The sequence below is a fragment of the uncultured Sphingosinicella sp. genome (assembly GCF_963974575.1).
Taxonomy (GTDB): Bacteria; Pseudomonadota; Alphaproteobacteria; order Sphingomonadales; family Sphingomonadaceae; genus Sphingosinicella.
The window spans coordinates 1-25,282 of the sequence record NZ_CAXBBQ010000015.1; the positions used below are offsets into that span (position 1 = coordinate 1).

The 25,282-nt window shown below is 64.5% G+C and carries 19 protein-coding genes and 1 pseudogene; 9 read left to right on the forward strand and 11 right to left on the reverse strand.

Features of this window, described 5'->3' with window-relative positions; all coding sequences use genetic code 11:
- Positions 1-67: 67 nt before the first annotated feature.
- A pseudogene (locus tag AAC014_RS17670) lies at positions 68-379 on the forward strand (amidohydrolase family protein); the annotation flags it as partial.
- Positions 380-409: 30 nt separating this feature from the next.
- Here AAC014_RS17670 and AAC014_RS17675 read toward each other — a convergent pair.
- Complete coding sequence (locus tag AAC014_RS17675) at positions 410-1,456, reverse strand: PepSY-associated TM helix domain-containing protein (RefSeq protein ID WP_339711261.1); 1,047 nt, start codon at positions 1,454-1,456, stop codon at positions 410-412.
- Between the two features lie 338 nt (positions 1,457-1,794).
- On the opposite strand from AAC014_RS17675, the gene AAC014_RS17680 reads away from it, so the two are divergent.
- Together AAC014_RS17680 and AAC014_RS17685 are read left to right on the forward strand one after the other, a co-directional pair.
- Positions 1,795-3,909, forward strand: coding sequence for a TonB-dependent siderophore receptor (locus AAC014_RS17680; RefSeq protein ID WP_339711265.1), 2,115 nt, complete (start codon positions 1,795-1,797; stop codon positions 3,907-3,909).
- A 63-nt stretch (positions 3,910-3,972) separates the two neighbouring features.
- Positions 3,973-5,730: an amidohydrolase gene (locus tag AAC014_RS17685; protein ID WP_339711268.1), complete on the forward strand. Its 1,758-nt coding sequence runs from the start codon at positions 3,973-3,975 to the stop codon at positions 5,728-5,730.
- Here AAC014_RS17685 and AAC014_RS17690 read toward each other — a convergent pair.
- The 5 genes from AAC014_RS17690 to AAC014_RS17710 are packed head-to-tail and all read right to left on the reverse strand — an operon-like array spanning position 5,727 to position 11,922.
- Positions 5,727-6,590 carry an alpha/beta hydrolase-fold protein gene (locus AAC014_RS17690; RefSeq protein ID WP_339711270.1) on the reverse strand — a complete coding sequence of 288 codons (864 nt, stop codon included), beginning with the start codon at positions 6,588-6,590 and terminating at the stop codon, positions 5,727-5,729. The genes AAC014_RS17685 and AAC014_RS17690 overlap by 4 nt on opposite strands.
- Positions 6,590-7,969: an amidase family protein gene (locus AAC014_RS17695; RefSeq protein ID WP_339711272.1), complete on the reverse strand. Its 1,380-nt coding sequence runs from the start codon at positions 7,967-7,969 to the stop codon at positions 6,590-6,592. The genes AAC014_RS17690 and AAC014_RS17695 overlap by 1 nt, the downstream gene beginning before the upstream one ends.
- The gene (locus AAC014_RS17700) at positions 7,954-9,207 is read right to left on the reverse strand and encodes a cytosine permease (RefSeq protein WP_339711275.1); all 1,254 of its coding nucleotides are present in this window, start codon (positions 9,205-9,207) and stop codon (positions 7,954-7,956) included. Before AAC014_RS17700 ends, AAC014_RS17695 begins: the two co-directional genes overlap by 16 nt.
- Positions 9,204-10,307, reverse strand: a complete 1,104-nt coding sequence (locus AAC014_RS17705) for a DUF917 domain-containing protein (RefSeq protein ID WP_339711277.1) — start codon at positions 10,305-10,307, stop codon at positions 9,204-9,206. The genes AAC014_RS17700 and AAC014_RS17705 overlap by 4 nt, the downstream gene beginning before the upstream one ends.
- Entirely contained in the window at positions 10,297-11,922 is a 1,626-nt protein-coding gene (locus AAC014_RS17710) for a hydantoinase/oxoprolinase family protein (RefSeq protein WP_339711279.1), read from the reverse strand. Before AAC014_RS17710 ends, AAC014_RS17705 begins: the two co-directional genes overlap by 11 nt.
- 280 nt (positions 11,923-12,202) lie before the next feature.
- On the opposite strand from AAC014_RS17710, the gene AAC014_RS17715 reads away from it, so the two are divergent.
- Positions 12,203-14,833 (forward strand): LuxR C-terminal-related transcriptional regulator, encoded by a 2,631-nt coding sequence (locus tag AAC014_RS17715; RefSeq protein WP_339711282.1) that lies wholly within the window; start codon positions 12,203-12,205, stop codon positions 14,831-14,833.
- A gap of 32 nt (positions 14,834-14,865) precedes the next feature.
- Here the strand turns inward: AAC014_RS17715 and AAC014_RS17720 are convergent, their stop codons facing one another.
- A complete protein-coding gene (locus tag AAC014_RS17720) occupies positions 14,866-16,056 on the reverse strand; it encodes a CoA transferase (RefSeq protein ID WP_339711284.1) in 1,191 nt (396 codons plus the stop codon).
- A 79-nt stretch (positions 16,057-16,135) separates the two neighbouring features.
- Between AAC014_RS17720 and AAC014_RS17725 the strand changes: the two genes are divergently transcribed.
- The 4 genes from AAC014_RS17725 (at position 16,136) to AAC014_RS17740 (ending at position 20,590) form a co-directional block, all read left to right on the forward strand.
- Positions 16,136-17,617 carry an aldehyde dehydrogenase gene (locus AAC014_RS17725; RefSeq protein ID WP_339711286.1) on the forward strand — a complete coding sequence of 494 codons (1,482 nt, stop codon included), beginning with the start codon at positions 16,136-16,138 and terminating at the stop codon, positions 17,615-17,617.
- A 10-nt stretch (positions 17,618-17,627) separates the two neighbouring features.
- Positions 17,628-18,392: an SDR family oxidoreductase gene (locus AAC014_RS17730; RefSeq protein ID WP_339711289.1), complete on the forward strand. Its 765-nt coding sequence runs from the start codon at positions 17,628-17,630 to the stop codon at positions 18,390-18,392.
- A 79-nt stretch (positions 18,393-18,471) separates the two neighbouring features.
- Positions 18,472-19,194 (forward strand): IclR family transcriptional regulator, encoded by a 723-nt coding sequence (locus AAC014_RS17735; RefSeq protein WP_339711292.1) that lies wholly within the window; start codon positions 18,472-18,474, stop codon positions 19,192-19,194.
- A gap of 70 nt (positions 19,195-19,264) precedes the next feature.
- Positions 19,265-20,590, forward strand: coding sequence for an MFS transporter (locus AAC014_RS17740; RefSeq protein WP_339711294.1), 1,326 nt, complete (start codon positions 19,265-19,267; stop codon positions 20,588-20,590).
- Between the two features lie 9 nt (positions 20,591-20,599).
- On the opposite strand, the gene AAC014_RS17745 is transcribed toward AAC014_RS17740, so the two are convergent.
- The 3 genes from AAC014_RS17745 to AAC014_RS17755 all read right to left on the reverse strand — a co-directional run bounded on the left by AAC014_RS17745 (position 20,600) and on the right by AAC014_RS17755 (position 24,327).
- Positions 20,600-21,472 carry an alpha/beta hydrolase-fold protein gene (locus tag AAC014_RS17745; protein ID WP_339711296.1) on the reverse strand — a complete coding sequence of 291 codons (873 nt, stop codon included), beginning with the start codon at positions 21,470-21,472 and terminating at the stop codon, positions 20,600-20,602.
- Positions 21,473-21,484: 12 nt separating this feature from the next.
- On the reverse strand, positions 21,485-22,756 hold the full coding sequence (locus tag AAC014_RS17750; RefSeq protein WP_339711298.1) for an FAD-dependent oxidoreductase: 1,272 nt from the start codon (positions 22,754-22,756) through the stop codon (positions 21,485-21,487).
- A gap of 404 nt (positions 22,757-23,160) precedes the next feature.
- Complete coding sequence (locus AAC014_RS17755; RefSeq protein WP_339711301.1) at positions 23,161-24,327, reverse strand: diaminopropionate ammonia-lyase; 1,167 nt, start codon at positions 24,325-24,327, stop codon at positions 23,161-23,163.
- A gap of 18 nt (positions 24,328-24,345) precedes the next feature.
- On the opposite strand from AAC014_RS17755, the gene AAC014_RS17760 reads away from it, so the two are divergent.
- Positions 24,346-24,504, forward strand: a complete 159-nt coding sequence (locus AAC014_RS17760) for a hypothetical protein (RefSeq protein WP_339711303.1) — start codon at positions 24,346-24,348, stop codon at positions 24,502-24,504.
- A 266-nt stretch (positions 24,505-24,770) separates the two neighbouring features.
- On the opposite strand, the gene AAC014_RS17765 is transcribed toward AAC014_RS17760, so the two are convergent.
- Positions 24,771-25,277 (reverse strand): hypothetical protein, encoded by a 507-nt coding sequence (locus tag AAC014_RS17765; RefSeq protein WP_339711305.1) that lies wholly within the window; start codon positions 25,275-25,277, stop codon positions 24,771-24,773.
- Positions 25,278-25,282: the final 5 nt, after the last annotated feature.

The window sequence follows — 25,282 nt, forward strand, 5'->3', positions numbered from 1 at the left end:
AAAATAGCCGAAACTCTCACTTTCAAAGCGGACCAGTTTTCAGGGGGAAGGCCACTGTTTCGGCTCGGACTGGCCGGTCGCACCGCTCGATCCGATGACCGGTGTGGATGCGGCCGTCCGGCGGCAGACAATCGACGGCGCCAACCCGGACGGCTGGCACCCGGAACAGCGCGTGACGATTGCTGAAACGCTGACGGCCTATACACACACAGCGGCCTTCGCCGGTTTTCAGGAGGATCGCCTCGGCAAAATCGCGCCCGGCTATCTTGCGGATATGACGGTGCTGGACCGCAATCTCCTCAGCGTCTCGCCCGGTCAGTATCTGAAAACCGGCGTGCTGCGGACCTTCGTCGATGGGCAGGAGCGTTTTACGGCATAATCGCGATAGGTGTTTTCGCCCCGCGCCGAATTACGCCGCGCTGCCCCGTGGTCGCCGCCGAAACCACAGCCACGTCCCGAGGATGATCGTAACCGCAAGCCAGAGGCCCACCGACATGGTGAGAACGCGCCCGAACGTGCCGAGGCTTTCGCCCGTGTGAAGCGGGTAGAAAGAGGCGATGATCGCTCGGGCGGTATCGGCCTCCGTCGCGGGCCAAGCACCGCGCACGCTGCCAGTGTTGGCGTCCACGATCACAAGGCTGCTGCCGTATCCGCCGCGGTAAAGTTCGCCGGGCGCGCGGACCCATGCATAGTAGCTTGCGTCCGCCGCTGACGGGAAGGTCGTCCCTACGAAACGGCTGTCGGGGATCGCGTCCACGGCGGCCTGCCGGGCGGTCGCAAAACCGACGCTGGGGCCTGCGGGCGCGTTGGCGGGCAGGGTGATGTCCGGAACGCGGGCGAGATCGCGCAGCGGATGTTCGAACAGAATGAGCGTGCCCGTTCCCGCGATCACGATGGCGGGAACCGCCGCCCACAGCCCCACGGCGCGATGCCAGGAATAGAGGCCCGCCGTCTTTCCGGTGGAGCCGGCAGGCTTCAGCACACTGCGCCACTGCGCTCGCCTCGGCCATGCAGCGATGATCCCGAAGATGAGGTTCGTGACCAACAGCAGCCCGGAAACGGCAAGAAGCCAGTGACCGAACGTCCCCGCCGCCAGCGTCAGATGAATTTCGCGCATCAGCGCGAGGAAGCTGTAATCGTCGGCTTCCCGATCGCGCAGGATGTTTCCCGCACCGTCGATATAGGCTTTGCGCTGCGTCCCGTCCGCGCCAGCAAACAGGATGATATAGCGGTCGGGCAGGCCGGCGGTCGTCCAGATCCAGGTGATCCCGGCCTCCGCTCCATCCGATGCAAAACTGTCGATCCGCTTTTCGATCGCGGCCGGATCGGTGGGACGGTGTGCGCCGCCAAGCGCCATGTCCTCCAGCTCGAAGTGAAAACTCAGCAGCGTGCCCGTGATGGCCTGGACCAGCCAGAACAACGCGGCGCCAAGGCCGAGCCAGCGATGGAGCTTCATGATCCGGTTGCGAGTGGACCGGCGGGGCGGCTGCGGGATTGATATCATAACGCTGTATGGTGCCGTTCCGAATCACTGTCTGCAACGCGGCGAAAGGGTAAGCCGGGCGTGCAACCGGGTAAGCAATCGCAGCCGAAAACGTAAGAACTGTGCCGCTTGCGAAGGCCTCTGCCGCTACCCAGCGACCACACTTTCGGACTTACCCGTCTTTGCCTCTCATTACCCTCAAAAGCCGTTCGCACGTTGCCGAGACTGTTGTTGAATGCGTGATGTAGGAAGCCGGGGATAACAGACAGCAGCGCCCGGTAATACGCAGCCGCATGAAAAAGGGGGTAAGAATGAAACTTGCAATCCAGAATTCCGGTCCGATGTCGTCGAAGCTCTGGTTGGCGCTGCTTTCGACAAGCTGCGCGGCACTATTGCCCACGGTTGCCTCGGCGCAGGCTGTCGATGACGATGAAAGCATCATCGTAACGGCGGAGCGTGCGGTCGCCGCGACCAAGACCGATACACCGCTCACCGAAGTGCCGCAGTCGATCAGCGTCGTCACCGCCCAGGAGTTCCAGGATCGGACGGTCGTCGATTTCCAGGACGTCTATCGCTACAGCGCTGGCGTCGCCTCCAACAACAGCGTGGACTCGCGGGGCGATTTCGTGCTGACGCGCGGCTTCGATGCGGCGCAGTATCTCGACGGGCTGAAGCGTATGCCCGATTTCATCTACGGCGCCAGGCTCGAGCCGTTCACGCTTGAACGCGCCGAAGTGCTGCGCGGCCCCTCTTCGGTGCTTTACGGCGCGGGCGGCCCCGGCGGTGTGCTCAATGCCGTCAGCAAGCTGCCGCAGTTCGAGTTCGGCGGCGAGGTCGGCGTCATCGTCGGCACTGACGACCGCATCCAGGGCCAGGTTGACGTGACAGGTCCACTCACCGAGGGCGTTGCTGCGCGCTTCGTCGGCGTGCTGCGTGACGGCAAGACGCAGTGGGGTACTCCGGATGACCGTCTGCTCATTAACCCGTCGCTGCGCTTCCAGCCCGGCCCGAACACCGACATCACGCTGATCGGTCTCTATCAGAAGGACAAGCAGGGCTCGCTTGGCTACGCGCCGCTCTTCAAGTCGCTGCTCGCGCCGAGCAAGGCGGAGCGGGTGAAATTCAACTTCTATCAGGGCGAACCCGGCTTCAACGGGATGGACACCGAATATGCGTCCGCCGCGCTGATCGTCTCGCACAGCTTCAGCGATGCGATCACCTTCCGCAGCGCGTCGCGCTACAGCCACATGGATACGGATTACAAGGAAGTCTACACGAACTATACGGCCGAGCCGTGGGAGGATGCGGCGGAAACGCTGCTCCGCCGCGAATTCTATGTGAATTACGAGAAGAGCAAGGTCTTCAACAGCGACAACAACCTTACGATCGACTTCGCGACCGGCCCGATCGAACACAAGGTTCTGCTCGGCGTCGATTATACTTGGTTCAAGCAGAGCAAGGACGAGGGCTTCTCGTACCTCGACTTCTTCCCGTTCCCGGCACCGCCGCCCATCAATATCTATAATCCGGAATACGGTGCGGATTTCGATTTCGGAGCATTCAACTTCCTCGATTACAAGAGCACGCAGCTCGGTTTCTATGTGCAGAACCAGATGAGCTACGCCGACCGCGTGCATGTCGTGCTCGGCCTGCGCCGCGACAAGGCGACGTCGAAGCGCAACGGCGTGTCGGAGCTTTCGCAGACAGCATGGTCGTTCCGCGGCGGCATCATCGCCGAGGTGGTGAAAGGCGTTTCGCCCTATTTCAACTACGCCGAATCCTTCCTGCCGGTTCCAGGCGGCGACTTCTTCGGAAACCCGTATGCGCCGCGCACGGCGCGCCAGTACGAGGGCGGCGTGAAGTGGGAGCCGATGCGCGGCGCGCTGCTCAGCGTGGCGTATTTCGACATCAAGGAATCGAACTACATCTCGCAGGATCCCGGCAACATCCAGAATTTCATTCAGGGTGGTTCCGTGGGCTCGACGGGCGTTGAAGTCGAAGCGATCATACGGATGCCCGAAAACTTCGAGTTCACCGCGTCGTACAGCTACATCGACGCGAAGGTCCTGACGTCCAGTTCGACGCTCACGGCCGGCGACCGCCTCTCGGCACAGCCGCGGCAACTCGCCTCGATCTGGGGATCGAAGACGTTCATGGTGGGCGACGACTGGCAGGTCCGTGCCGGTGCCGGCGTGCGTCATATAGGTAACAAGATCGATGCGGGCCAGTCATTCCTGACGCCGTCGGTGACGCTGGTCGATGCGATGGTATCGGCAACCAGCGGCCAGTGGGTCGCGTCGCTCAACGCGAGCAACCTGTTCAACAAGAAATACTACGACCTCTGTTCGCTGCTCGCGACGACGCATGGTCTGTGTACGGCGGCGAAGGACCGCACGTTGCTTGCGTCGCTGACGCGCAAGTTCTGATTGTCCTCCAGGAGGAGCACGCTCAGGCGTGCTCCTCTTCAGGTTTCGAGTGTGAGTGAACCGATGATCCTGTCTTCCCGCAATTTTCTGCCCAATGCCGCCGTCGTCCTTGGTGCAGTGCTTCTCGCGTCCTGTGCGGGGCAGGCCGTGCAGTCGCCTGCGGAAACGGCTGATCTCATTCTCACCAACGCGCGCGTCTACACGGTGGAAACCGCGCGGCCGTGGGCGGAGGCCGTTGCGATCGACAACGGCAAGATCGTCGCGGTGGGTTCTGCGAAGGACGTGCTGAAATATCGGGGGGCGGACACCCGTACCGTCGATCTCGGCGGTCGTCTGCTGATGCCTGCGTTCGGCGATGCGCATGTGCATCCCGTTTTTGGCGGCATGGCCTACACGCGCTGCTCGCTGCACAGCGGCAAGACCGTGGAGGATTATCAGAAAATCATTGCCGGCTGTGTGGCCGCGTCGCCCGGTGACGGGCCGATTTACGGTGTCGGCTGGCAAGACGCATTGTTTCCGCCGAAGGGCGTGCCGCGCAAGGAACTGCTCGACGCTGTCACGGCGCAGCGCGCGCTGATCTTTGAATCCGTCGGTGGCCACAGCTACTGGGTGAATTCGAAAGCGCTCAAGATCGCAGGGATCACCAAGGATACGCCTGACCCGGCCAACGGCCACATCGACCGTGATCCCGCGACGGGCGAGCCGGTCGGCGGGCTACAGGAAGCGGCCATGGCGCTCGTCGGCGATCTCATACCAAAGCCCACGGCGGAAGAGGTGCAGCAGTCGATCGTCTATGTCGCGCACCTCTTCAACAGCCTCGGCATCACGAACTGGCACGATGCCGGCATCGATCTCGCCGCCGACGGAACCAGCGAAACGCTTGCCGCCTATCACGCCGTCAAGGACCGCGGTGAACTGAGCGCGCATGTTTCGCTGGCCTTCAAATGGGAGAATGAGCGGGGCCTGGAACAAATCCCGGCGATCCGGGCCGCTTCGGAACGCGCCGCCGCGTGGGGGATCAGCGCGAAATCGGTCAAATTCTATGCAGACGGTGTCATTCCGCAGCAGACGGCGGCCATGATCGCGCCGTACGAGCACGCGGGCGACCATCGCGGACCTTTGCAGATCACGCCCGAAACGCTGGCGCAGGCGATCACCACGCTTGGCAAGGATGGTTTCCAGCCGCACGTCCATGCGATCGGGGACCGTGCCGTGCGCGTCGCGCTCGATGCATTCGCTGCTGCAAAGAATAGCAACGGCACCGCGAACCGGCCGATGATCTCGCACCTCAACGTCGTCGATCCGGCTGATCAGCCGCGCTTCGGCAAGCTCGGCGTCATCGCGCAGTTCCAGCCGACGTGGGCGAGCAACTATCCGTACATGGACCTCACCAAACAGGCGATCGGTCCGGTGCGATCCGGCTACATCTATCCTTCGCATGGCATTCTCGCGCCGGGCGGCATGATCGCTTATGGTGCCGATTGGCCCGTGGCGACCGCGAACCCGCTGTTCGGCCTTCAAGTTGCAGTTACGCGCGTGAATTATGAAGAGCCTGCAACACCGCCGCTGCTTCCCAAGGAAGCGATTACGCTGGAGCAGGCGATCCGCGCGCATACGCTGAATGTCGCCTATGCGAACGGCATGGAAACGCTGACGGGATCGATAGCGCCCGGCAAGAGTGCGGATCTTGTCGTTCTCGACCGGAACATCTTCACGCTCGCCCCGCTCGAAATCGGCAAGGCGAAGGTGATGGTCACGCTGTTCGAAGGCAGGCCGGTGTTTGGTAACTGGTCGTCGTTGGGCGCGGCGAAGGAGCCTTAACGCGCGCGTGCCGCCGCGCGCAGGCTCGCGGTGACCGACCGGCTCGGTACAGAGATATGGGTTTCTTCATCGAGCATGATGAAGTCGCTGCGCAGACCCTGCGCGGAAAGCGCGGCCATGCGCTGCGCGAGCGCCTTCGTATCGCCCGGAATATTGCCTTCCTCTTCGCGTTCACCCGCCATCAGCAGCAAACTGGTGGCCTTGCCGGTATCGGGGGTCTTCAGGACCTGTGCCCTGAACGCAGCCTCTTCCGCCAGGATGGATTGGTTGTCCCACCAGATCGAAGGGCTGGTCGCGATGATCGTGCGGAACGCGCCGGGGCGGGAATAAAGCATATGGAGCGCGAACAGGCCGCCGAGCGAATGCCCGTAAAGCGATTGCCGGGTGGTGTTCACGGAATAGCGCTTCTCGATTGCCGGGCGCAGCTCGTCGAGCAGGAACTTCGCGAACCGGTCGCGCCCGCCGCTTTGATATTGCGCGAACGCCTGTTTCAGCGCCGGGGTTGCGATGGGCGCGGTGAAATCGAACATGCGCCGCGCATCGTAAATCTGTTCGCCCGGATGGCCGACGCCCACGACGATCATCTTGTCGATGCCGCTGCTCCCGAAGCCATGGATACGGCGCGCTTCGGCGAAGCCCGCGAACATCGCATTCCCGTCGAGCACGTAAAGAATCGGATAGCCGCCCCCGGGTGCAGGCGCGGACGGACGCGAGACGAAGATGCGAAATTCCTGTCCATCTGCCGACGTCATGTCCCACATCTCGGTTTCGGGCATGGCGTAGGGGACGGAGACGGGTTCGGCTGCCGCAGCCGGAACGGCAAGCATCGCAAAGGCGAGGAATAGGGGAGCTGCCAGCATCAAATCAGGTTCGCGGCCTGAGGACGGCGACCGGCCCAAGGTTGCGCCTCTTCCAGTACGGTGCCGAGCGCGAGCAGCTGATCGTCACCTCCGCGCCCGGTCCAGAACATCGCGCCTGCGGGCAGGCCATCGGACGCCATGAACAGCGGCAGCGACAGGCCGGGATAGCCCGCCATGTTCTGAAGCTGCGTATAGTTCACGTGCCGGAAGTGATCGTTCCACAGCCCATCGAATTCACGGTCGGGCGCCAGCACGCCGAGCGGCGGCGGTGTGCTGCTGGTGACCGGGCTCAGCACGACATCGTATTTTTGCCAGAACGCGTCGAGGCTTCTGTCGATCTCCGCGATTGCGCTTAGCGCAGCGGCGAGATCGTCGGCCGTCATGCCGTCGCGCCGCCGCGCAAGCCCGAGCGTCCACGGTTCGAGCAAGGAATCCGCCTGCGTCCCCAGCCGCGCCCGGCAAAGGTCCACGACCTCTCCGCCGCCGTAGCTCCACAAAACATCGAAAGCGCGGCTCAGCGCACCGCGATCTATCGGCGGCTCGCAGAGTTCCACACGCCACCCAAGCGTCTCGCACAGAGCCGCTGCCTTCCCGATCACCTCGGCAACGGCCGGATCAGGCTGCAACCCGTCCAGCCCCTTCAAACTCACTGCCACCCGCAGAGTATCGGTCGTCTTCGTCTCACCCGGCTGCGACCGAAGAAACCGCGCGGCCCAGGCCGTGTCGCGCATCGTGCGTCCGTAAAGTCCATCGGAGGTCAGCAGATCATCGGCCAGGCTCGCCCCGCGCGCGCGGAGGTTCCAGCCCCGGCTCGGCTTGAAGCCAATGATGCCGCAATGCGAGGCAGGGATGCGGATCGAACCGCCGCCGTCGCTGCCCGTTGCGAACGGCACCATGCCCGTCGCGACCGCCACCGCCGCGCCGCTGCTGGAGCCGCCGCTGCTGCGTGTCAGATCCCACGGATTGCGCGTGGGACGGTATAGCAGTGCCTCGCCCGTGCCGATCAGGCCGAACTCCGGCATGGTCGACATCCCGCAAGGAATGAGCCCGGCCGCATCCAGCCGAGCGGTGAAGGGGTAACGGGCCTTCCCCGTCGTGCCCGCCCGCGTCCGCGAGCCCGACAGCATAGGGAAATCGGGATATTCGAGCGAGGCTTTGAGCAGATACGGAACACCTGCCATCGGCGCGGCTCTGTCCACTTGGCGTGATGCTTCAAGCGCATGGTCGAAGGCGCGGTGGCTGACGGCGTTCACCGCGGGGTCGACCTTTTCGATCCGCTCCATCGCGGCCTCGACGAGCGCGAACGGCGGCACCTCGCCGCTGCGGACGAGAGCGGCCTGCGCGTGCGCGTCGAGCGCGGCGATCATCGCTGCCGCCACCACAGCAAAAGCCCGTAGCTGCCTGCGGCGAGCAGCGTGGCATCGAGCGCGGGAACGGTCGTGAGCGACAGACCCATGTGCATCGCGGGCAGGGTGATGGCGAGCGAACCCAGCCACACGCCGATCGCGTCCCAGCGGATCGCGGGCGGGGTCTCGCCATCCGTCCCCCGAAAACGCGAGAAGCCGTCGATCACGTAGATGGCTGCGATCGGCGGAATGATGAGCCCGAGCGTCACCAGAAACGGAATGAAGGAATTGATGATGCCGAGCAGCGCGAAGATGCAGCCGATCGTCCCGCCGACGACGATGATGACCCATTGGCGAACGCCGGGGAAGGTCGCCGCCATCGATAGCCCGGCGGAATAGAGGTTGAGCGCGTTGATCGTCCACACGGAAAGCAGCAGCATGGCGAGCGCCGGTATGCCGAAGCCCATGGCGACGACGATCTGCATGATGTCCGTCTGTCCTGTCGCCAGCGCAATCAACGCTGAAATCAACATCAGCAAGGGTGCGGCGAGCGGAAAGGACAGGAGCATTCCGGCGATCGCGCCGCGCTCGGTCCGGATGAAGCGGGACAGGTCCGGCATCGCGGCGACGGTGAGCATGTTGCCGCCGACGAGCGCGGAGAGCGCGATGCCGAAGCTCATCGGCGTCGGCGGGTTCGCGGCGGGCGCGAGATCGACGGGCTGGGCGCCGACGGCCGTGACGCACACGGCGACCAGAATGATGCCCGCTAGCGGCACTGCAACCATTGCCAGCCGATCAAGGGTGCGAAAGCCGTAGATCGTAGAGGCTGTAATCAGCACGCTGCCCAGGATGACGAACGTGCCGAAATCGCCGGGTATTCCGTAGCCCTGCTTCGAGGCGGCCACCATTGCGTCGCCGAAGAACGACACATTGACCCCGAACCAGCAGAAATGGACGATCGCGATCACGATATTGACCAGCGCCGCGCCCTTCATGCCGAACGACCGCTGGACGAGCAGATACGTCGTCAGCCGCGTGCGAACGCTGATGATCGCGGTGAGACAGGCGGCCGCGCAAAGGATGAGCCCGGAGAGCAGGGCGGCGAGAACCGCCTTGTCGAGCCCGAGCGCAAGGCCGGTCTGCGCGCCGTTCAGGAATCCCGGCAGCGAGAATGTGAAGCTCGTGATGATGAGCGCCACGCGCCATCCGGCGACGGTCAGATGTTCCGGCAGCGGTCCGCTGGCATGGGCATCGCTGTGCCCGCCGCTCATACCGTCTCCGCGGTGTCGAGGTTTTCGAGCGCGATGAAATCGGTGCCGAGCCTGAAGGCGCGCGGGCCGACGAAACGCAGTGCCGGCTCTTCCCGCAGCATCGCGGGCGCGGCCGCGGCGATCACCTTGACGCGCTGGCCATATTTCAGACGCTCGGTGGTGATCGTGTCGGCGGTTTCCCGGTCCATGATGGTGATGAGATCGGGCACCATCGCGCGAATTCGGCCGTCCTGGCGGGCGATGAGGTTCTCGTTCTGAAACTCGATCTCCATGCGCCCTTGCCCCCCGAAGCCGTCGATTATGACGTTTCCGACGGAAAAGCCACCGCGCGTCTCACGCTCCAGATCGACGATCTTTCCATCGAAGAGCGTCTTGCAATGCGGGTAAAGGCCGGTCGCGCGTAAGGCTTCGGCAAGGGCCTCAAACGGGTCCTGCCGGGCGGCACGCGCCTCGCGTATGGCGGCGCCCGTGGCGATGGCCGCGCTGACGCTGCCCGCAATCGCGTGCGCGCGCGCCTCCGCGCCGGTGAGAGGGTATTCGACCATGTGCGCGATGCCGCCGAGCGCCACGGAAAGGCTCCGCGCGATGCGTTCGTGCGCAAGATTGTCGTCGGTTTCGATGACTGTCAGCGCGCCGCAGGAGGCGGTGACGACCGATGGGCAGGCACTGAGGCCCCGGATGTTGAAGATCGCCATTTGCGATTCCGGGAAGGCGCGCCCCATGCCGTCGCAGTCGACGACGGGCACGCCCATGTCGGCGGCGGCAATGATCGGCGCCAGCCCATTGCCGCCGCCGATCTCGATAGGCAGTACGGCATCGATGCGGCGGCCGAGGATCGTCTCCAACCGTCGCAAGCCGGCGACCGCCTCGCTGCCGTTCGGTAGCTTTTCCACCGAAACGGTCGGCGCGCCGATCCAGCCGCAAGGAACGACGAGCGCGTCGTCGGCGAGCGAGGAGAGCGGGATCAGCTCGACACGTCCGCGCCGTTCAAGCGCTGCTTCGGCGAGGAGTAGGCTGTAATAGGGGTCGCCGCCGCCCCCGGAACCGAGAAAGGCGGCACCGCGCGCCAGATCGGCCAGCGCCTCGCGTTCAATGCGCATGGTGGGCCTCGGCGATGAGGTTGCCGGCAGCGGGCGAGGAGGTTTCGACAAGATCGCCAACAGCCTTGATCCTTACCTGTGCCGACCGGCCGGGCAAGTAGCTCAGAAACACCTCCTCCATATCGACGATCTGGATGCTGTCTTTCTGGCCGCCGTTGGCGACGACACGCGCCGCGACGGCTTCGCGCATCCGATCAAGGGCCGCGTGGCGCGGAACGCTGTCGTAGTCCACGATCTGTTCAAGCTGGGCGCCGATCTGGGCGATGGCGGCGCCGACCGCGTTGGCGACCGAGGCGTGCGGCGGCCGCAAAACCTGCGTTGCGCCCGGCAAATCGTTATCGATCAGAAAATGCCCGCCGCCGACGGCGATGATCGGCACATCGCCTTGCGCGGTCTTCATGCGATCGATGCCATCGGCGAACATCGCCTGCATACGGTGCCAGATGGCGGTTTGCACGGTCGCGCTGAGCGGCGGGATGCGGGAGGGATCGCCGAAGTGTGTTCGACCGGCAGCCACGGCGACATCACTTGCCGTCAGGGTTCGGCCGCCGAAGAGAAACGCGTCCTGCAGGATGCGGTAGCCCACCGAATCCGGGCCGATCTGCAGATCGGATTCGCCGAGCGCGTCCGCCAGGTAGAGCCCGGGATCGAGATGGATGCGGGTGCCGCCGCCAAGACCGAGGGCGAGGATGTCCGGCATCCGGAAATTGGTGCGGACTCCGCCGATATCGACCGAAATCGAGGATTCGCGAGGGAAGCCCTTGGAAAGCACGCCGATGTCGCAGGTGGTTCCTCCCACGTCCATGACGATCGCGTCGTTCATGCCCGTGAGGAAGGCTGCCCCGCGCATACTGTTCGTGGGCCCGGAGCCGATCGTCATCACCGGATAGCGCGCGGCATCCTTCGCCGAGATCAGCGTGCCGTCGTTCTGCGAAATGAACAGGGGCGCCTCAAGTCTCAGATCGCGGAGTGCGCGTTCCAGCGAGGCGACAACGTGCCGTGCGAGACTGGTCAGCGCGGCGTTGAGGATGACGCCGTTCTCGCGTTCGACAAGCCCCAGCCGCCCGATGGTGTGCGAGAGGCTGACGCTGGCCTCGGGATGTTCTGCGCGGATGACTTGGGCGGCGCGCTCTTCCATGGCCGCATTGATCGGGGCGAAGGCACTGCTGACGGCGATGCTGTTGATGCCGCGTTCGCGGCAACGCCGTGCTGCGCTGCGAACCCGGTCCTCGTCGAAGGCCGAGATCTCGCGACCATCGAACTCGTAGCCGCCGGGCAGTAGGAAGATGTCGCCGCAGATCTGCTTCGTGAGGGGTGAGGGCCAGCCCGTGAACGGGGGCAGTGCCTCCCCCGAAGGGCTCGCCAGCCGCATGATCGCGACGCGGTCCAGCCGGTTTGCCTCGACGAGCGCGTTGGTGAAATGCGTCGTGCCGATCATCACCGCGGTGATCGCGCCGGGCGCGACGTTTCCGCCCTCAAGCACGGCGCGGATGGCGGCTGAAACGCCGCTGCTGACGTCGGGGGTCGTCGGCTGCTTGTTCGTTGCGACGATCCGGAGGCCATCGATCAGAACGGCGTCGGTGTTCGTTCCGCCGACATCGACACCAATACGCACCTGATCCTCCTTGAAGCGTCGTTCGCTAACGTTCCGGGATTTGAAGGGCCTGCCCCCTCATGCGCAACGCGAATTACGGGTGTGAACGGGTGTGAACGGGTAATGCGCCTTCCCGATACGGGTAAAAGCCCCTCCACCGCCGTGCGTGGGGGCGTCTGCAGGTTGCCATACCCGCGTTCAACCCGTAACTTTGGTCCATTCGGTAGAATGAAATCACGCGCGCGAGGTTCGAGGCCCCATGCTGGATGTGATTGCCGCAAAATTTGATCCGCCGATATGGATGAGTGAGCAGATTCATCGTGGCCTTCTGCTGCGCCAACTCAATCATGCGCTGTCCCATCGCCTCACGCTCGTTCACGCGCCTGCGGGATATGGCAAGACCAGCCTGCTGGCGCAGTGGCGCGACAGCTTGGCGCCGGCATCGGCGCAGGTGGCCTGGCTGACGCTGGAACGTGATGACCGCGATCTGAAGCGGCTGGTGCGCTACCTCTTGATCGCGATCCACAGCGACGCTCACGACGGAAGCCAGAAAAGGTCCTCGCCGGACTTGCCGCCGCGTGCCGCTCTCTCTGCGATAGTCAACGGGCTCGCGGGGCGTTCGAGCCCGTTCGTGCTGATCCTCGACGACCTTCACCACGCCGACAGCGAGCCGGTGGCGGCGTTCCTTCAATCGCTGATCCGCCTTGCGCCCGCCAACTGCCACTTCATATTCGCATCGCGCGACTATCCCCGGCTTGGCCAGTCCGTGCTCGCAGCCGAAGGGCAAGTGCTCGAAATCACGGCGCACCAGCTCAAATTCTCGCTTGCCGAGACGGAAAGCCTGCTGGCCCGCACCGAGCAGCCTCTGGACTCTTCCGATATCGAAACCATTCTCGACCGAACCGAAGGCTGGCCGATCGCCGTGCAACTGGCGTCGCTGTCGCTGAAGCGCGGCGCAGACGCAGGAAGGGTGATCGACGAATACTGCGGGTCCAGCACCGATCTTGCGCGCTATCTTTCCGAGCAGGTGCTGATGACGCTTCCGCAGGAGACGCGGGAGATCGTGATCCGCACGGCGCTGCTCGATCGGCTGACGGGCGGGATGGTTGATCTGCTATGCGACCGGGAGGACGGCTGGCTGGTACTGGAACGGCTGGAACAGCAGGGCGTGTTTCTGGCGCCGGTGACGTGGGAGCGACGAGAATACCGCTATCATCAGCTGTTCGCCGAATATCTCCGAGACCGCTTCGAACGATCTGATCGCGCCGGCTACTGTGCCCTTCAGCGACGAATCGCACAGTGGCTTGCCGAACGCGGCATGGTGGCCGACGCCGTGAACCACGCGATTCTTGCATCCGACGATCTGCTGCTGGCCAACATCATCGAGGAAGCTGGCGGATGGCGCTTGATACCGCAGGGCTTGCTGGGCGTTGTCGAACGCGGCCTCTCCAAGCTGCCGGGCGCACTCATCCGTTCGCGTCCGGGTCTCGTGCTCGCGCAGGTGTATCTCCAGATAAAGTTGGGCGAGTTGGGCGCGGCGCGCGCCGAATACGATCGTCTCGCTGCCGAAGTCGAAAAAGCGGAGTTGTCGGCTGCCATCCGCATCGAAATGCAGGTCGTGGGCGACACGCTCACCGATTACGAAAATCAGCCGATGACGTTCGAGGACCTGCTCGCGCGCGAAGCCCTGCTCCGCAAGTTCCCGGCAAACGATCATCTGGTGCTTGCGAACATCTCCGAAACACTCGGCGCCAAATATTTCGAGGGCGGTTGGCTGGAACGCGCATTGCAGCCGACGCTTGCTGCGCGCGAACATTATCAGTCCTGCGGATCGCTCTATAGCGATCTCTTCACCCGTTTCCTCGAAGCCCGGATCAAGCGTGGGCAGGGGCGATCGAAAGAGGCGGGAACGATCCTGCAGGCTGCCTGGCAGGCCATCGCGGAGAATTTCGGGAGCCGGTCCGACCTCGCCGCCAATTGCGCGGCGTTTCAGGCGGAGCTGCTCTACGAGCAGGACCGCGTTGCCGATGCGCGCGAGCTGCTGTCATGGGCGCTGCCACACATGGAACAGTCCGATGGCTGGGTCGATGTGTATGCGGTGGCCTATTTCACTGAAGCCGGCGCGCTGGCGGGCGAGGGCGCGTTCGACGAGGCGTGCGACGTCGTGGCGCGGGCACGGCGCGTGGCGGGGCGCAGGCGTCTGGTCCAGCTCGAGCAGCTCGCGGACATTTGCGAACTCGATCTGAAGATTTCTAACGGTTTCCTGTCCGCTTCGGGGGTGGCCGAGCTCGATCGCTACGCCGACATGATGGCAGAGGATTCGCCCCAGTATCGCCCCGTGGCCGTGGCCGCGTCGCTGTGCCGGGTCCGGCTTCGCCTGTTCAACGGTGCATACGAAGCCGCGTTGGAGGAACTCACGCGTTTACGAGCATGGGCGGATCAGCGCGGGGCAGGGCGGCTTCTCATTGATGTCAATATCCTCGCCGCCGCCGCGATGCGCGGGCTTGGCGCGGTCGAAGATGCCCGAAACCACTTCGACGAGGCTGTCAGCATCGCGATGTTCCAGGATATCGTCCGGCCGTTCGTGGACGCGCGGCAGTTTGTAGGACCTTGTCTTGAAGATGCCATGCGCGCCGACACGCAGGTGGACCGTTTCCGCGCCCAGTTCCTCAAAACGCTGGCGAAGTCCCTCGCATCCTGCCGGAATACCGTGGCGGGGCAGGGGCCGTTCACCGAGGCGGAAGCCGAGGTGCTGCTATATCTGAGCCAGGGACATTCGAACAAGGAGATCGCTCGGCTGATCGGCATGTCGCCCGATACCGTGAAATACCGGCTGAAATCGGTCTTCCGCAAAATCGGTGTCGCCAAGCGCCGCGATGCCGTTCGTATCGCTGCCGAGCGCGGTCTTGTCTCAATGCAGCTGGTGTCCTGAGGTCTGCCAAGCGAGACGCCTGAGAAGGATCATCAGCTAGCGCAGATCACGCCGGCCGCGATCAGCGCCTCGATATCAGCCTCCGGCATTCGGGTTTCGCGCAGGATCGCGCGGCTGTCTTCGCCGAGAGCGCGCGGCGGCGTGTCGGGCCGGGGTTCGAAGCCTTCGAACAGCACGGCTTGCGGCAGGCTGCGGGCGATGCCTTCGGGATAGCCGCCGGGCACATCGAAAAAGCCGACCCGGGTCAGATGCGGATCGGTGAGCAGGTCTTCGAGACTGTTCACTTCCGAGCACGGCACGTCGCGCGCCGAAAGCGCTGCAATCCATTGCGCGGTCGTGCGTGCGGCCATGCTTTCTGCGACGAGCGCGTAAAGCTCGTCGATATGTGCGGGACGCTGCTGGGGATCGCGAAACCAGTGCTCTTCCGCCACATCGTCGCGGCCGATCTCCGTGAGGAACGCGCGCCACTGGCGGTCGGTATAGGGCAGCACCGCGATCCAGCCGTCGGCGCTGCGGAACGGGCGGCGATTGGGTGAAAGAATGCGGGGATAGCCGACGGGGCCGGCCGGCTCAAACGTCGCAGATGCCAGATGCTCGTTGAGAAGGAATGCGGCCAGCGCTTCGAACATCGGCACCTCGACCTTGATCGCTCCCTCGCGTCCGTTCGCGCGGGCGAGGAGCGCGGCAAGGATGCCATAGACGGCGTGAAGCGCGGCGACCTTGTCGGCGAGAATGGTGGGGACGAAACGCGGGTCGCCGCCCGTTGCCGTGCCAAGGCCGGCGATGCCGCTTACCGCCTGTATGATGTCGTCGAAGGCTGGGCGATCACGATACGGGCCGCGCTGGCCGAAGCCGACGGCTGCGCAGTGGATGATGCGCGGATTGATCGCCGCCACCGCGTCGAAGCCGAGGCCGAGCCGGTCGGCGGCGTCGATGCGCATGTTATGGAAAAGCACATCCGCGGTTTTCAGCAATTCTGCGAAGGCCGCGCGGCCTGCGTCTGCCTTCAGATCAATCGCAAGCATCCGCTTGTTGCGGTTGTTGTTCACGAAAAGCGCGCCGCCGCCTTGGCCGCGTGGGTGGGCATGGCGGGCGATATCCCCCTCCAGCGGCTCGACCTTGATGACGTCGGCGCCGAGGTCCGCGAGCAGCTGACCCGCGTAGGGGCCGAGCACCACGGCGCCCACCTCGATTACCCGTATTCCTTCCAGCAAAGCCAGCATCGTTCGCGTCTCCGTCTTGACTTCTATTCCTAAACAGAGACAAAAATGTCCACAAATAGAAATTATATGGGGAGTCGCGATGCCGACCGGTTTCCGTTTCGATCGTCTTTTCATTGGCGGCGCGTGGGTGGCCCCGCGCGATGGCGGCGTCCGGCCGAGCATCGATCCGGCGACGGGCCAGCCGTGGGGTGACGTGGCTTACGGCGGCGCGCGCGACATCGATGCGGCGGTTGCGGCTGCGAAGGCGGCGTTCGAGGGGCCGTGGCGGACGATGCCGCCGTGGGAGCGCGCTGCGCTGCTGCGGAAATTCGCGGACCTCTATGCAACGCGCGTAGGCGCGCTCGCCGAGGTCGAAACGCGCGACAACGGCCGCGCCGTGCGTGAATCGCGCGGCGATATCGGGCTGCACGCGCAATATTATCACTGGTTTGCCTCGCTCGCCGACAAGCTCGGCGGGCGCACCATTCCGATGGACGACAGCGTTCACGCCTTCACCACGCGGCATCCCGTGGGCGTGGTCGGCGCGATCACACCGTGGAACGTGCCGCTGATGGCGGCGGCGTGGAAACTCGGCCCGGCGCTCGCAGCGGGGTGCACTGTCGTGCTGAAGCCGGCGGAGCAGACACCGGCCTCGTCGCTGGCGCTGGCGCATCTTTTCGAGGAGGCCGGTTTTCCGCCCGGGGTCGTCAACGTCGTGCCGGGTGACGGCCCGGTCGCGGGCGCGCGTCTGGTGGAACATCCCGATGTCGCCAAGATCAGCTTCACGGGCGAGGGGACGACGGCGAAGACCATCCTGAAGGCGGGCGCGGACACGCTGACGCGCTGCACCTTCGAACTCGGCGGCAAGGCCCCCCACATCCTCTTCGCCGACGCCGATCTCGATCAGGCGCTGAATGCGGCGACCGGCTCGGCATGGGCGCTCTGCGGCCAGAGCTGCGCGCTCGGCAGCCGCGTCCTCGTCGAGCGGCCTGTCTACGACAGGGTCGTGGAGGCGTTCCGCGAACGCGCCGCGCGCGTGCGTGTCGGAATGCCGCTCGATCCGGCGACGCACATGGGGCCGCAGGCGCATCAGCAGCAGCTCGACAAGACTCTTTCCTACGTCGCGATCGGCCGCGCGGAGGGCGCCGAACTGGTAACGGGCGGCGCCCGCATCGATCGCGATGGTCTTGGCGGAGGCTATTTCGTTGAACCGACCGTGTTCGCCGGGGTTTCGGCGAACATGCGGATCGCGCAGGAGGAAATCTTCGGGCCGGTGGCCGCGATCATCCCCTTCGACGGTGAAGACGAGGCGGTCTCCATCGCCAATTCGACACCCTACGGTCTCGCCGCCGGTCTGTGGACACGCGACACGGGCCGCGCGCACCGCGTCGCCGCGCGGATCGAGGCAGGCATGGTGTGGGTGAACACCTACCGCTATATCCGCTGGTCGACGCCCTATGGTGGCGTCAAGGCCAGCGGCTGGGGCCGTGAGAACGGCATCGAGGGGCTCGATCCGTTCCTCGAAACCAAAACCACGATTGTTTCGACCACCGGCACGTTCGCCGATCCCTTCGCAAACTGAGGACAAGACCATGCGCCTTTCGGGCAAGCTCGCCATCGTCACCGCCGCGGCATCCGGCATGGGCCGCGCCGGCGTGGAGCGTTTCGTGCGCGAAGGCGCGCGCGTTGCCGCCATCGATATCAACCCGGATGCGCTTGCCGCACTCGTTGAAGAGTTCGGGGACAGCCGGGTGACTGCGGTCGCCGCCGATCTCTCCACGCCCGAAGGCGCCACCGACAGCATCGACCGCGCCGTCGCGGCGCTGGGCGGCGCGGATATTCTGTGGGCACATGCCGGAATGCCTGGCCCGGCCTCGGTCGAAAATCTCGATCTCGCCGCCTATGACAAGGCCATCGCGCTCAACGTCACTGCAGCGGCATTGGGCGCCGGGCAAGTGGCGCCGCACATGCGCGCGCGCGGCGGTGGCGCGATCGTGTTCACCTCCTCGATCTCCGGCCTCGTCGGTTCGATGATGAGCCCGATCTATTCCGCTGCGAAGTGGGGCGTCGTGGGGCTCGGCAAGAGCCTCGCGCTGGCCTTCGCGTCCGATAATATCCGCGTCAACGTGGTTTGCCCCGGCCTTGCCGATACGCCGATGAAGGTCGGCTTCACCGGCCGCAGCGGAGATCCGGCGGAAGCCGCGGCGAACGAGGCCAAGATCGTCGCCGCCGTGCCGATGGGCAGGCTCGTGAAGGCCGGCGAGGTAGCTGACGCGGTGCTCTGGATGGTCTCCGACGAGGCGAGCTTCGTCACCGGCGTCGCCTTGCCGGTCGACGGCGGCTTCACGGCACGGTGAGCGAAGGTGCTTGCGGCTTTTCCGGGCGCGCCGCTTCGGCCATACGGGAGGCTGCAATACCCTTTAGGCGAAAACCAAGATGATCGTGCGGCAAGCAGCCAATGTGCTGGAAATTCTAGAATATTTCGCGAAGCGGCTGAAGCCGGCGACGCCCGCCGAGATGGCCGGGGACCTCGGCTGGCCGCGTTCGAGCACGTTCAAGCTGGTGGGTACGCTCGCCGCCAAGGGCTATCTCTACGAACCGCGCGGGCGCGGCAGTTACTATCCCAGTCCCCGCTGGCTGGTGCTCGCCGAAGCAGTGACGCGCGCAGAGCCGCTGCCCGAACGGTTCCAGCGGCTGGCCCGCGATCTGATGGAAGCCACGGGAGAGACGACGGCGATCTCGGCGCCCGCGGGCATCTTCGCGACTTTCGTGGATGTCGCGGAGTCGCGTCAGCCGGTGCGCTATTTCGCCAGCGTCGGGGACAGGGTGCCGATCCATGCAAGCTCGGCGGGGCGCGCCCTCCTCGCACAGCTGAGCCCGGACGAGCGCGAGCGCCTGTATCGCAAGATCGATTTTACCGCTTATTCGCCCGCCACGCCCACCACGCCGCAGGCGGTGGAAGCGAAGCTGGCGCGCGCCGCCGAACGCGGCTGGCACCAGAGCAACGCCGAATACACGCCCGATCTGGCAGGCGTAGCCCTGCCTTTGCCGGGCAGCGATCGGCGCCTGTCCGTAGTGGTGGTGGGGCCGGTGTCACGCTGTCTCGAGCGGCGTGCCGAAATGGCGGCGATCGTCGCAAGGCATCTGGCGACGCTGTAACCCGCGTATCCAGATTCAACGAAGAATCCGGGCGGCCGATCCGGCGCGCGTTCGGCGGGGGAGGGGCAGCATGAACAATGACCCAAGGGCGATGCTGGCAGCCTCGCCTATGCGGCCGGTGCAGATTGTCGTCGTCGCGCTGTGCATCGCGCTCAACGCGCTCGACGGGTTCGATGTGCTCGCGATCAGTTTCGCGGCGCCCGGCATCGCGGCCGAGTGGGGTGTCGATAGAGCGACGCTGGGCGTGGTTCTGTCGATGGAACTGTTCGGCATGGCGGCAGGCTCCGTGCTCATCGGCAACATCGCCGACAGGATCGGGCGGCGGCCGACGATACTTTCCTGCCTGATCGTGATGACGCTGGGTATGGCCGCCGCATTGTTCGCAAACGACGTGATGACGCTTTCGGCAGTGCGATTTCTAACAGGCATCGGCATCGGCGGCATGATCTCGTCGACGAGCGCGATGGTCGCCGAGTTCTCGAACGATCGTCGGCGCGGCCTCAATATGGTGCTGAATATCGCAGGCTATTCGGTGGGCGCCATTTCCGGCGGCCTGGTGGCTTCGGCATTGCTGGAGATGACAGGCGACTGGCGATCCGTCTTCATGCTCGGCACGGCGGCAACGGCCGCGATGATTCCACTGGTGGTTTTCTTTTTGCCGGAATCGATCGAATCGCTGATTGCGCGGCGACCGGCGGGCGCGCTTGAAAGCGTCAATAAAACGCTGCGGAAACTTGGCCACGCGGCGGTCGATATGCTGCCCCCGCCGCCGGAACAGGTGGTGAAGCCGTCAATCGGTTCGCTCTTTTCTCAGAACTATGCGCGCGTGACGATCCTGCTCACAGCGGCCTATTTCGCGCAGATCCTGTTTTTCTATTACATCCAGAAATGGATTCCGAAGATCGTCGTCGATCTCGGCTTCGACGCGGCGGAGGCGGGCCGCGTGCTTGTCGCGGCCAATGTCGGAAATCTCGCGGGCGCCCTGGTCATCGGCCTCGCGAGCCAGCGTTTCAACCTGCGCCCCCTCGTTGCCGGTGCGATGCTGGCCGGGTTCCTCGCGATCGGTGCCTTCGGCCTCGTCGGCGCTGATCTCACGCGGCTTTCGATCACCGCTGCCGTGGCGGCATTCTTCGTCAATGCCGGGGTCGTCGGCATGTACCCGATCTTCGCCCAGACCTATCCGGCGGCGCTGCGAGCCAGCGGAACCGGGTTCGTCATCGGCATCGGGCGCGGCGGCTCTGCGCTGGGTCCGGTCGTCGCGGGGGCGCTGTTTGCCGGCGGAAATAGCCTGCTGATCGTTTCGCTTGCGATGGGTGTCGGCGGATTGATCGCGGCGACGATGATATGCCTGCTGCCGCGCGCGCGCTCTGAGAACAACGCGCCGCCGCCGCCCTGACCGCGCTCCTCAGCGGATTTCGAAAGCGAATCTCAGCACATCGGTCACGGACCGGGCGGGCACGCTCATGTGGCCTTCGTTCTCGTAGCGCGTGAAGCGGACACGCAGGCCGTGACCTGAAAGACGGTCGAGCCGGTCGGCGAGCGCGCGTGCGGGTTCGGGATCGTCATCGACATCGCGGTCGCCCACCACGATCATCAAGCGGCTCGTCTTGCCGATCTTGCCGTTCGTGAGCCGCGCAGTGAATTCCCGTTCCTCGCCCAGCACGCCTTGATCGTTCCATTCGATGGAGGGGCTTGCCGCGATGATCGAATGGAAGGCATCGGGCCGGGCGTAGAGCGCATAAAGGCCGAACAGTCCGCCGAGCGAATGCCCGAACAGGGACTGGCGCTCGGGGTCGATCTTGTGGCGCCTGCCGATTTCGGTGCGCAGCTTGCCGGTCAGGAAATTCAGGAATTCCTTGCGGCCGCCGCTTTTGTACTTCGCCAGCCATCGCCATTGCGTCGGCGGCGGATCGAGGAGCGGCGGCGTCAGGTCGTTGAGCCGTCTAACGTCATATGTCTTGTCGGTCGGGTAGCCGACGCCGACAATGATCGATTTCCCGACGGGGTAGAACTCTTGCAAGCGCCGCGCTTCGGCAAAGGATGCGAAGCTCGCGTTGCCATCCAGCACATAGAGTACGGGATAACCGTCCGCCGGTGGTTCACCTTCAATCGGGTAGGACACGAAGATCCGGTAAATCTCGCCCGTGTCGGCTTTCATGTCCCACATATGCGTGGACGGCATCGTATAGCCTGGCAGGGATGGTGTCGTCGCAGGGTCCGCGCTTGCTGCCACGGCAGAGAATACGAGCAGGGCTGCCACAGAGACGAGCTTCATCATTCGCGTTCTCCTTCAGTCGTGAGGCCGGTGTGCGCTCAAGGCAAGGTCGGGTTCGCTCTTGCCTTCCCCTAGCACATGCTCAGCCACGTAGCGCCCGACGGCAGGACCATGTTTGAAGCCGTGTCCGCTGCCGCCTCCCACGATCCATGTATTTGCCCAAAGCGGGTGCCGGTCGATCAGAAGATGGCCGTTGTCGCTGTTTTCGTACTGACAGACCCGCGCTTCCGAGAGCGGGCGATCAGCGAGATCGGGAAAGCGCCGCCGAAGGTAATTTCGAACGTCGTGAATGCCCTGATCGGTCACCCGGCGGTCGTTGCGGTCCGGATCTGTTTTCGGGCCATGCTTGTCGAGCGCGATCTTGAAGCCGCGCGCTTCGATGTCCGGAAAGCCGTAATGGAGGTCCGCGCTGCTGACATCGACCCACGCTGGAAGGTTCGCATGTCCGAAGCGCGCATCGCCGGCGTCCGGCGCGAAAAAGAACACCTCCTGACGGGTTGGAACGATACGGCTTCCGATGACGTGGGGAAACATCTTGGGGAGCCATGGGCCGCAGGCGAAGACGTAAGAGTTCGCATGAAGCGTTTCGCCACCGCCTGAGATCGAATCGAGTGCTGGTCCTTTGGCTCGTGGCGGATCGATGGCCAAAGTCCGATAGGTTCCGCCCGCGTTCACGAACTCGGAGACGAGGCTCTGAACGCTCCTGCGCGCCATCAGCGCGCCCATCGTCGGTTGCATCACGCCCACTGCGATGCCGCTGAAGTCGATCTGTGGCCAGCGCTTCGCCATCTCGGGGGCCGTCATCTTTTCGATCGGTATGCCGAGCCCACGCTGGAGCGCGATGCTCTCGTCGATCTTCGCGTTATCCTGGGGGTAGATGTAAAGCGCGCCCGTTTCGAGGAAGATCGGGCTTTCATGGCGACGCGACAGTTCATGCCACTCTGCAAGCGATTCCCAGGCCCAGCGGGTATACAGCGCATTGCCCGCGTACTCCGTGCGGATAAGGCGCGTCTCACCGCCGGACGAGGACCGGCTATGCGCAGCGCCCCAGGCATCGACGAGCAGCACGGTCCGCCCTCTGCGCTGCAAGTTCCAGGCCGTCCACGCCCCGAACACACCCGTGCCGATCACGATGACATCCCACCGCTCGGAGGGTTGGGCGACGGCCCGGGTCGAAGAGGTGCCGGCGAAAACGCCCGTCAACGCCATTCCACCCAGAATATGACGGCGGGAGACGAGAGAGTTCGCCAGATCGATTCCGTTGCTCGTGGGTCGGCGAGTGATCATCTCTTCTCTCTCACTCCGGACAGACCAGAAAGGCCAAGACGCCGCGTTACCGTCTTTGCGGAGATCAATAGACTGCTTCGCTAAAGCCCATGTCTTTTGGAGCCCTTTCCAACAGCTTTTTCCAGCGTTCGAAGGGGTAAGAATAATCACATTTAGGGTAACGCAAGTCGTCCAGCTTTTTTGGAATCGAAACGCATTTTTAAGCTGCCTCCATGGTGAGTGGTGCTTGGCTGCCAATTCTCACTGCGCTCTGCAGAGGCAATTTCGAGCCACGCTGGCTGCGGAAGACATGCCGCCGCCCGCGATTGGTAGACGCGCCCCTGCTCCTGCTCTGGGAGTGCTCGCGGAACTGGCAGCCTTTTTCCCGAAGGCATGAGGCCGGCCGGCGTGCGGCCGGCCCCAACTTACCGCGCAGTCTGTGTCAGTCGTTCGAACTCGCCTTCGTCCGTCACGCCTTCCGTGATGATGAAAAGCAGGGTGGCATCGCCGTTCATGCCGATGGCTTCGCGCCATCCGAGGTTGGTGGCGGCAAGTGCGCCGGCAATACCGGCCGCGCCTGATGCGCCCGCGCGGATGACGGTGTCTGTTTCTGCAGGGGCGGCAAGGCTGCGGACGGCTTCGGCAGCGTAAGTGTCCGCTATCGATATAAAGGCGTCCACGCGATCCTTCAGGATTGCGAACGCCGGCAGCGAAGGGCGCAGACAATCGAGCATCGCGAAAATCGTCTCCGCGCTGTGCGCGATCTCGGTCGCACCGCCGGCACGGGCGCTTTCCAGAAGGCAGTCGGCGCTGTCCGGCTCGACGACGATGATGCGCGGCGCGTGGGGGCTGCTGCTGAACCGGCTGGCCATCGCCGCGGCAAGCCCGCCAACACCAGCCTGGACGAACAGGTGCGTCGGCTGTTCGCCGGGTGAAAGCTGCGCGCGGATTTCTTCGGCGATCACGGTGTAGCCCTGCATCACGCGAACGGGCAGCGGATCGTCCGCGCATTCCGGTGCGTCCGCGGTGTCGGAAACGAGGATGGCGCCTGTGCGCGCCGCATCGCGCCGTGCCTGCTCGACCGAATCGTCATAGGTGCCGTCGATGCGCACGATCGCCGCGCCCTGCCTCCGGATATGGTCGGCGCGTTCCTCGGTAACACCAGCGTGCAGATAGACCGAGCAGTGCGCACCCACGAGCCGTGATCCGGCCGCCACGGCGCGGCCGTGATTGCCGTCGCTGGCGCAAACGAAATGCATGTCCGAAGCGATGGCGCGAACCTCTTCGCCGACGAGGTCGGCAGGATCGAGCGTGCGGCCGAGCGTGGCCTCGGCGCGCGCGCGTACGACGCTGAACACCGCATAGACACCGCCCAGCGCCTTGAAGCTGCCGAGCCCCATGCGCTTGCTCTCGTCCTTCACGAGCACCTGCCCAACGCCCAGGCGGCGCGCGAGGCCGGGCAGTCGCACCAGCGGCGTCTGTGCATAGGCCGGGCAGGCGGCGAGCATCGCCATCGGTTCGAGATGCGCGTCGGCAGGAAGGCCACCCTGCGGGTGGGTGGTTTTGAGCGGGTTCAAAAGCAACTCAGTCATACGGAAGCTCCGGTTCATGTGGCGGAGACCGGCGGCCGCGTGTCCCGCCACGGCCGTGCGCTTTGGAGCGCGGCGGCAAGCGAAAGCAAGCTCTCCTCACCACCCAATCGGCCAGCGATCTGCGTGCTGATCGGCGATCCGTCAAGCACATGCAGCGGCACGCTCATCGCGGGCTGACTTGTGAGACCTTATTGGAAATCCCCGCCATCCGTCGGGGAAGGCGGGTGCGCGCCGTCAACACATGTCGGATCAGAAGCGGGGATGATGCTCGATCCCCACGGTTCAACGTCGCGCGCGATAAAGGCGATGGCCGTAAGGCCGAATCGGCGGCGCTGCATGGCTTTTTCATGGTTTTTTCTGGCGGAGACGGAGGAAAGTGAAATTTTAATAATAACAATGTAAAATCAAATATTTAAAGAATATATTTGTACAAGATGTCCCTCCTAATGCCCCCGATATGAGGCATCAATCGCATTGGTGGTGACTGCGACGTCTTGAATTTGCGCCTCTAGAACCGGCGCAATCAGCGATGCCAACAGCATAAGCACTGCGCCGACGAAAGCGCCGGCCGCTGCGTACCATTTGACGGCTCGCTGCTGGTCCTGCGCCGTCCGCGCGGTGGCAAGCGCGCTCTCGATCTGACGCGCTGCTGCCGCCATACCGTTCTGCGCGTGCCCGAGCAGCCGAGCATCTTCGGCCCGCACCTGCTGGCTCGCGCGCAGGATCTGCTGTCCGATGGCTTCGGGTGTCAGCTGAAGCGCCGGCGCCTGTGCCATGGCGCCGAGCGCCGCATTCTGTTCCCTGACCCTCTGGCCGATGCCGGCGAGCACACCGCTGTAATCGGGCTGCGCCTTCTGCTCGGCGGCGAGCCCTTCGAGTGCGCGGCGGAGCAGCGCCACCTCGCGCCTCAGCGCCTCGAACGCGTCTGCCGGGGATGAGTCGGTTGCCATGAGCA

Coding starts and splice junctions, on each gene's coding strand:
- AAC014_RS17700 (WP_339711275.1), bottom strand. CDS start 9,207: ATGAGCGGCGGGCACAGCGATGCCCATGCCAGCGGACCGCTGCCGGAA.
- AAC014_RS17750 (WP_339711298.1), bottom strand. CDS start 22,756: ATGATCACTCGCCGACCCACGAGCAACGGAATCGATCTGGCGAACTCT.
- AAC014_RS17730 (WP_339711289.1), top strand. CDS start 17,628: ATGCGCCTTTCGGGCAAGCTCGCCATCGTCACCGCCGCGGCATCCGGC.
- AAC014_RS17735 (WP_339711292.1), top strand. CDS start 18,472: ATGATCGTGCGGCAAGCAGCCAATGTGCTGGAAATTCTAGAATATTTC.
- AAC014_RS17745 (WP_339711296.1), bottom strand. CDS start 21,472: ATGATGAAGCTCGTCTCTGTGGCAGCCCTGCTCGTATTCTCTGCCGTG.
- AAC014_RS17720 (WP_339711284.1), bottom strand. CDS start 16,056: ATGCTGGCTTTGCTGGAAGGAATACGGGTAATCGAGGTGGGCGCCGTG.
- AAC014_RS17755 (WP_339711301.1), bottom strand. CDS start 24,327: ATGACTGAGTTGCTTTTGAACCCGCTCAAAACCACCCACCCGCAGGGT.
- AAC014_RS17740 (WP_339711294.1), top strand. CDS start 19,265: ATGAACAATGACCCAAGGGCGATGCTGGCAGCCTCGCCTATGCGGCCG.
- AAC014_RS17765 (WP_339711305.1), bottom strand. CDS start 25,277: ATGGCAACCGACTCATCCCCGGCAGACGCGTTCGAGGCGCTGAGGCGC.
- AAC014_RS17690 (WP_339711270.1), bottom strand. CDS start 6,590: ATGCTGGCAGCTCCCCTATTCCTCGCCTTTGCGATGCTTGCCGTTCCG.
- AAC014_RS17705 (WP_339711277.1), bottom strand. CDS start 10,307: ATGCGCATTGAACGCGAGGCGCTGGCCGATCTGGCGCGCGGTGCCGCC.
- AAC014_RS17685 (WP_339711268.1), top strand. CDS start 3,973: ATGATCCTGTCTTCCCGCAATTTTCTGCCCAATGCCGCCGTCGTCCTT.
- AAC014_RS17675 (WP_339711261.1), bottom strand. CDS start 1,456: ATGAAGCTCCATCGCTGGCTCGGCCTTGGCGCCGCGTTGTTCTGGCTG.
- AAC014_RS17715 (WP_339711282.1), top strand. CDS start 12,203: ATGAGTGAGCAGATTCATCGTGGCCTTCTGCTGCGCCAACTCAATCAT.
- AAC014_RS17680 (WP_339711265.1), top strand. CDS start 1,795: ATGAAACTTGCAATCCAGAATTCCGGTCCGATGTCGTCGAAGCTCTGG.
- AAC014_RS17725 (WP_339711286.1), top strand. CDS start 16,136: ATGCCGACCGGTTTCCGTTTCGATCGTCTTTTCATTGGCGGCGCGTGG.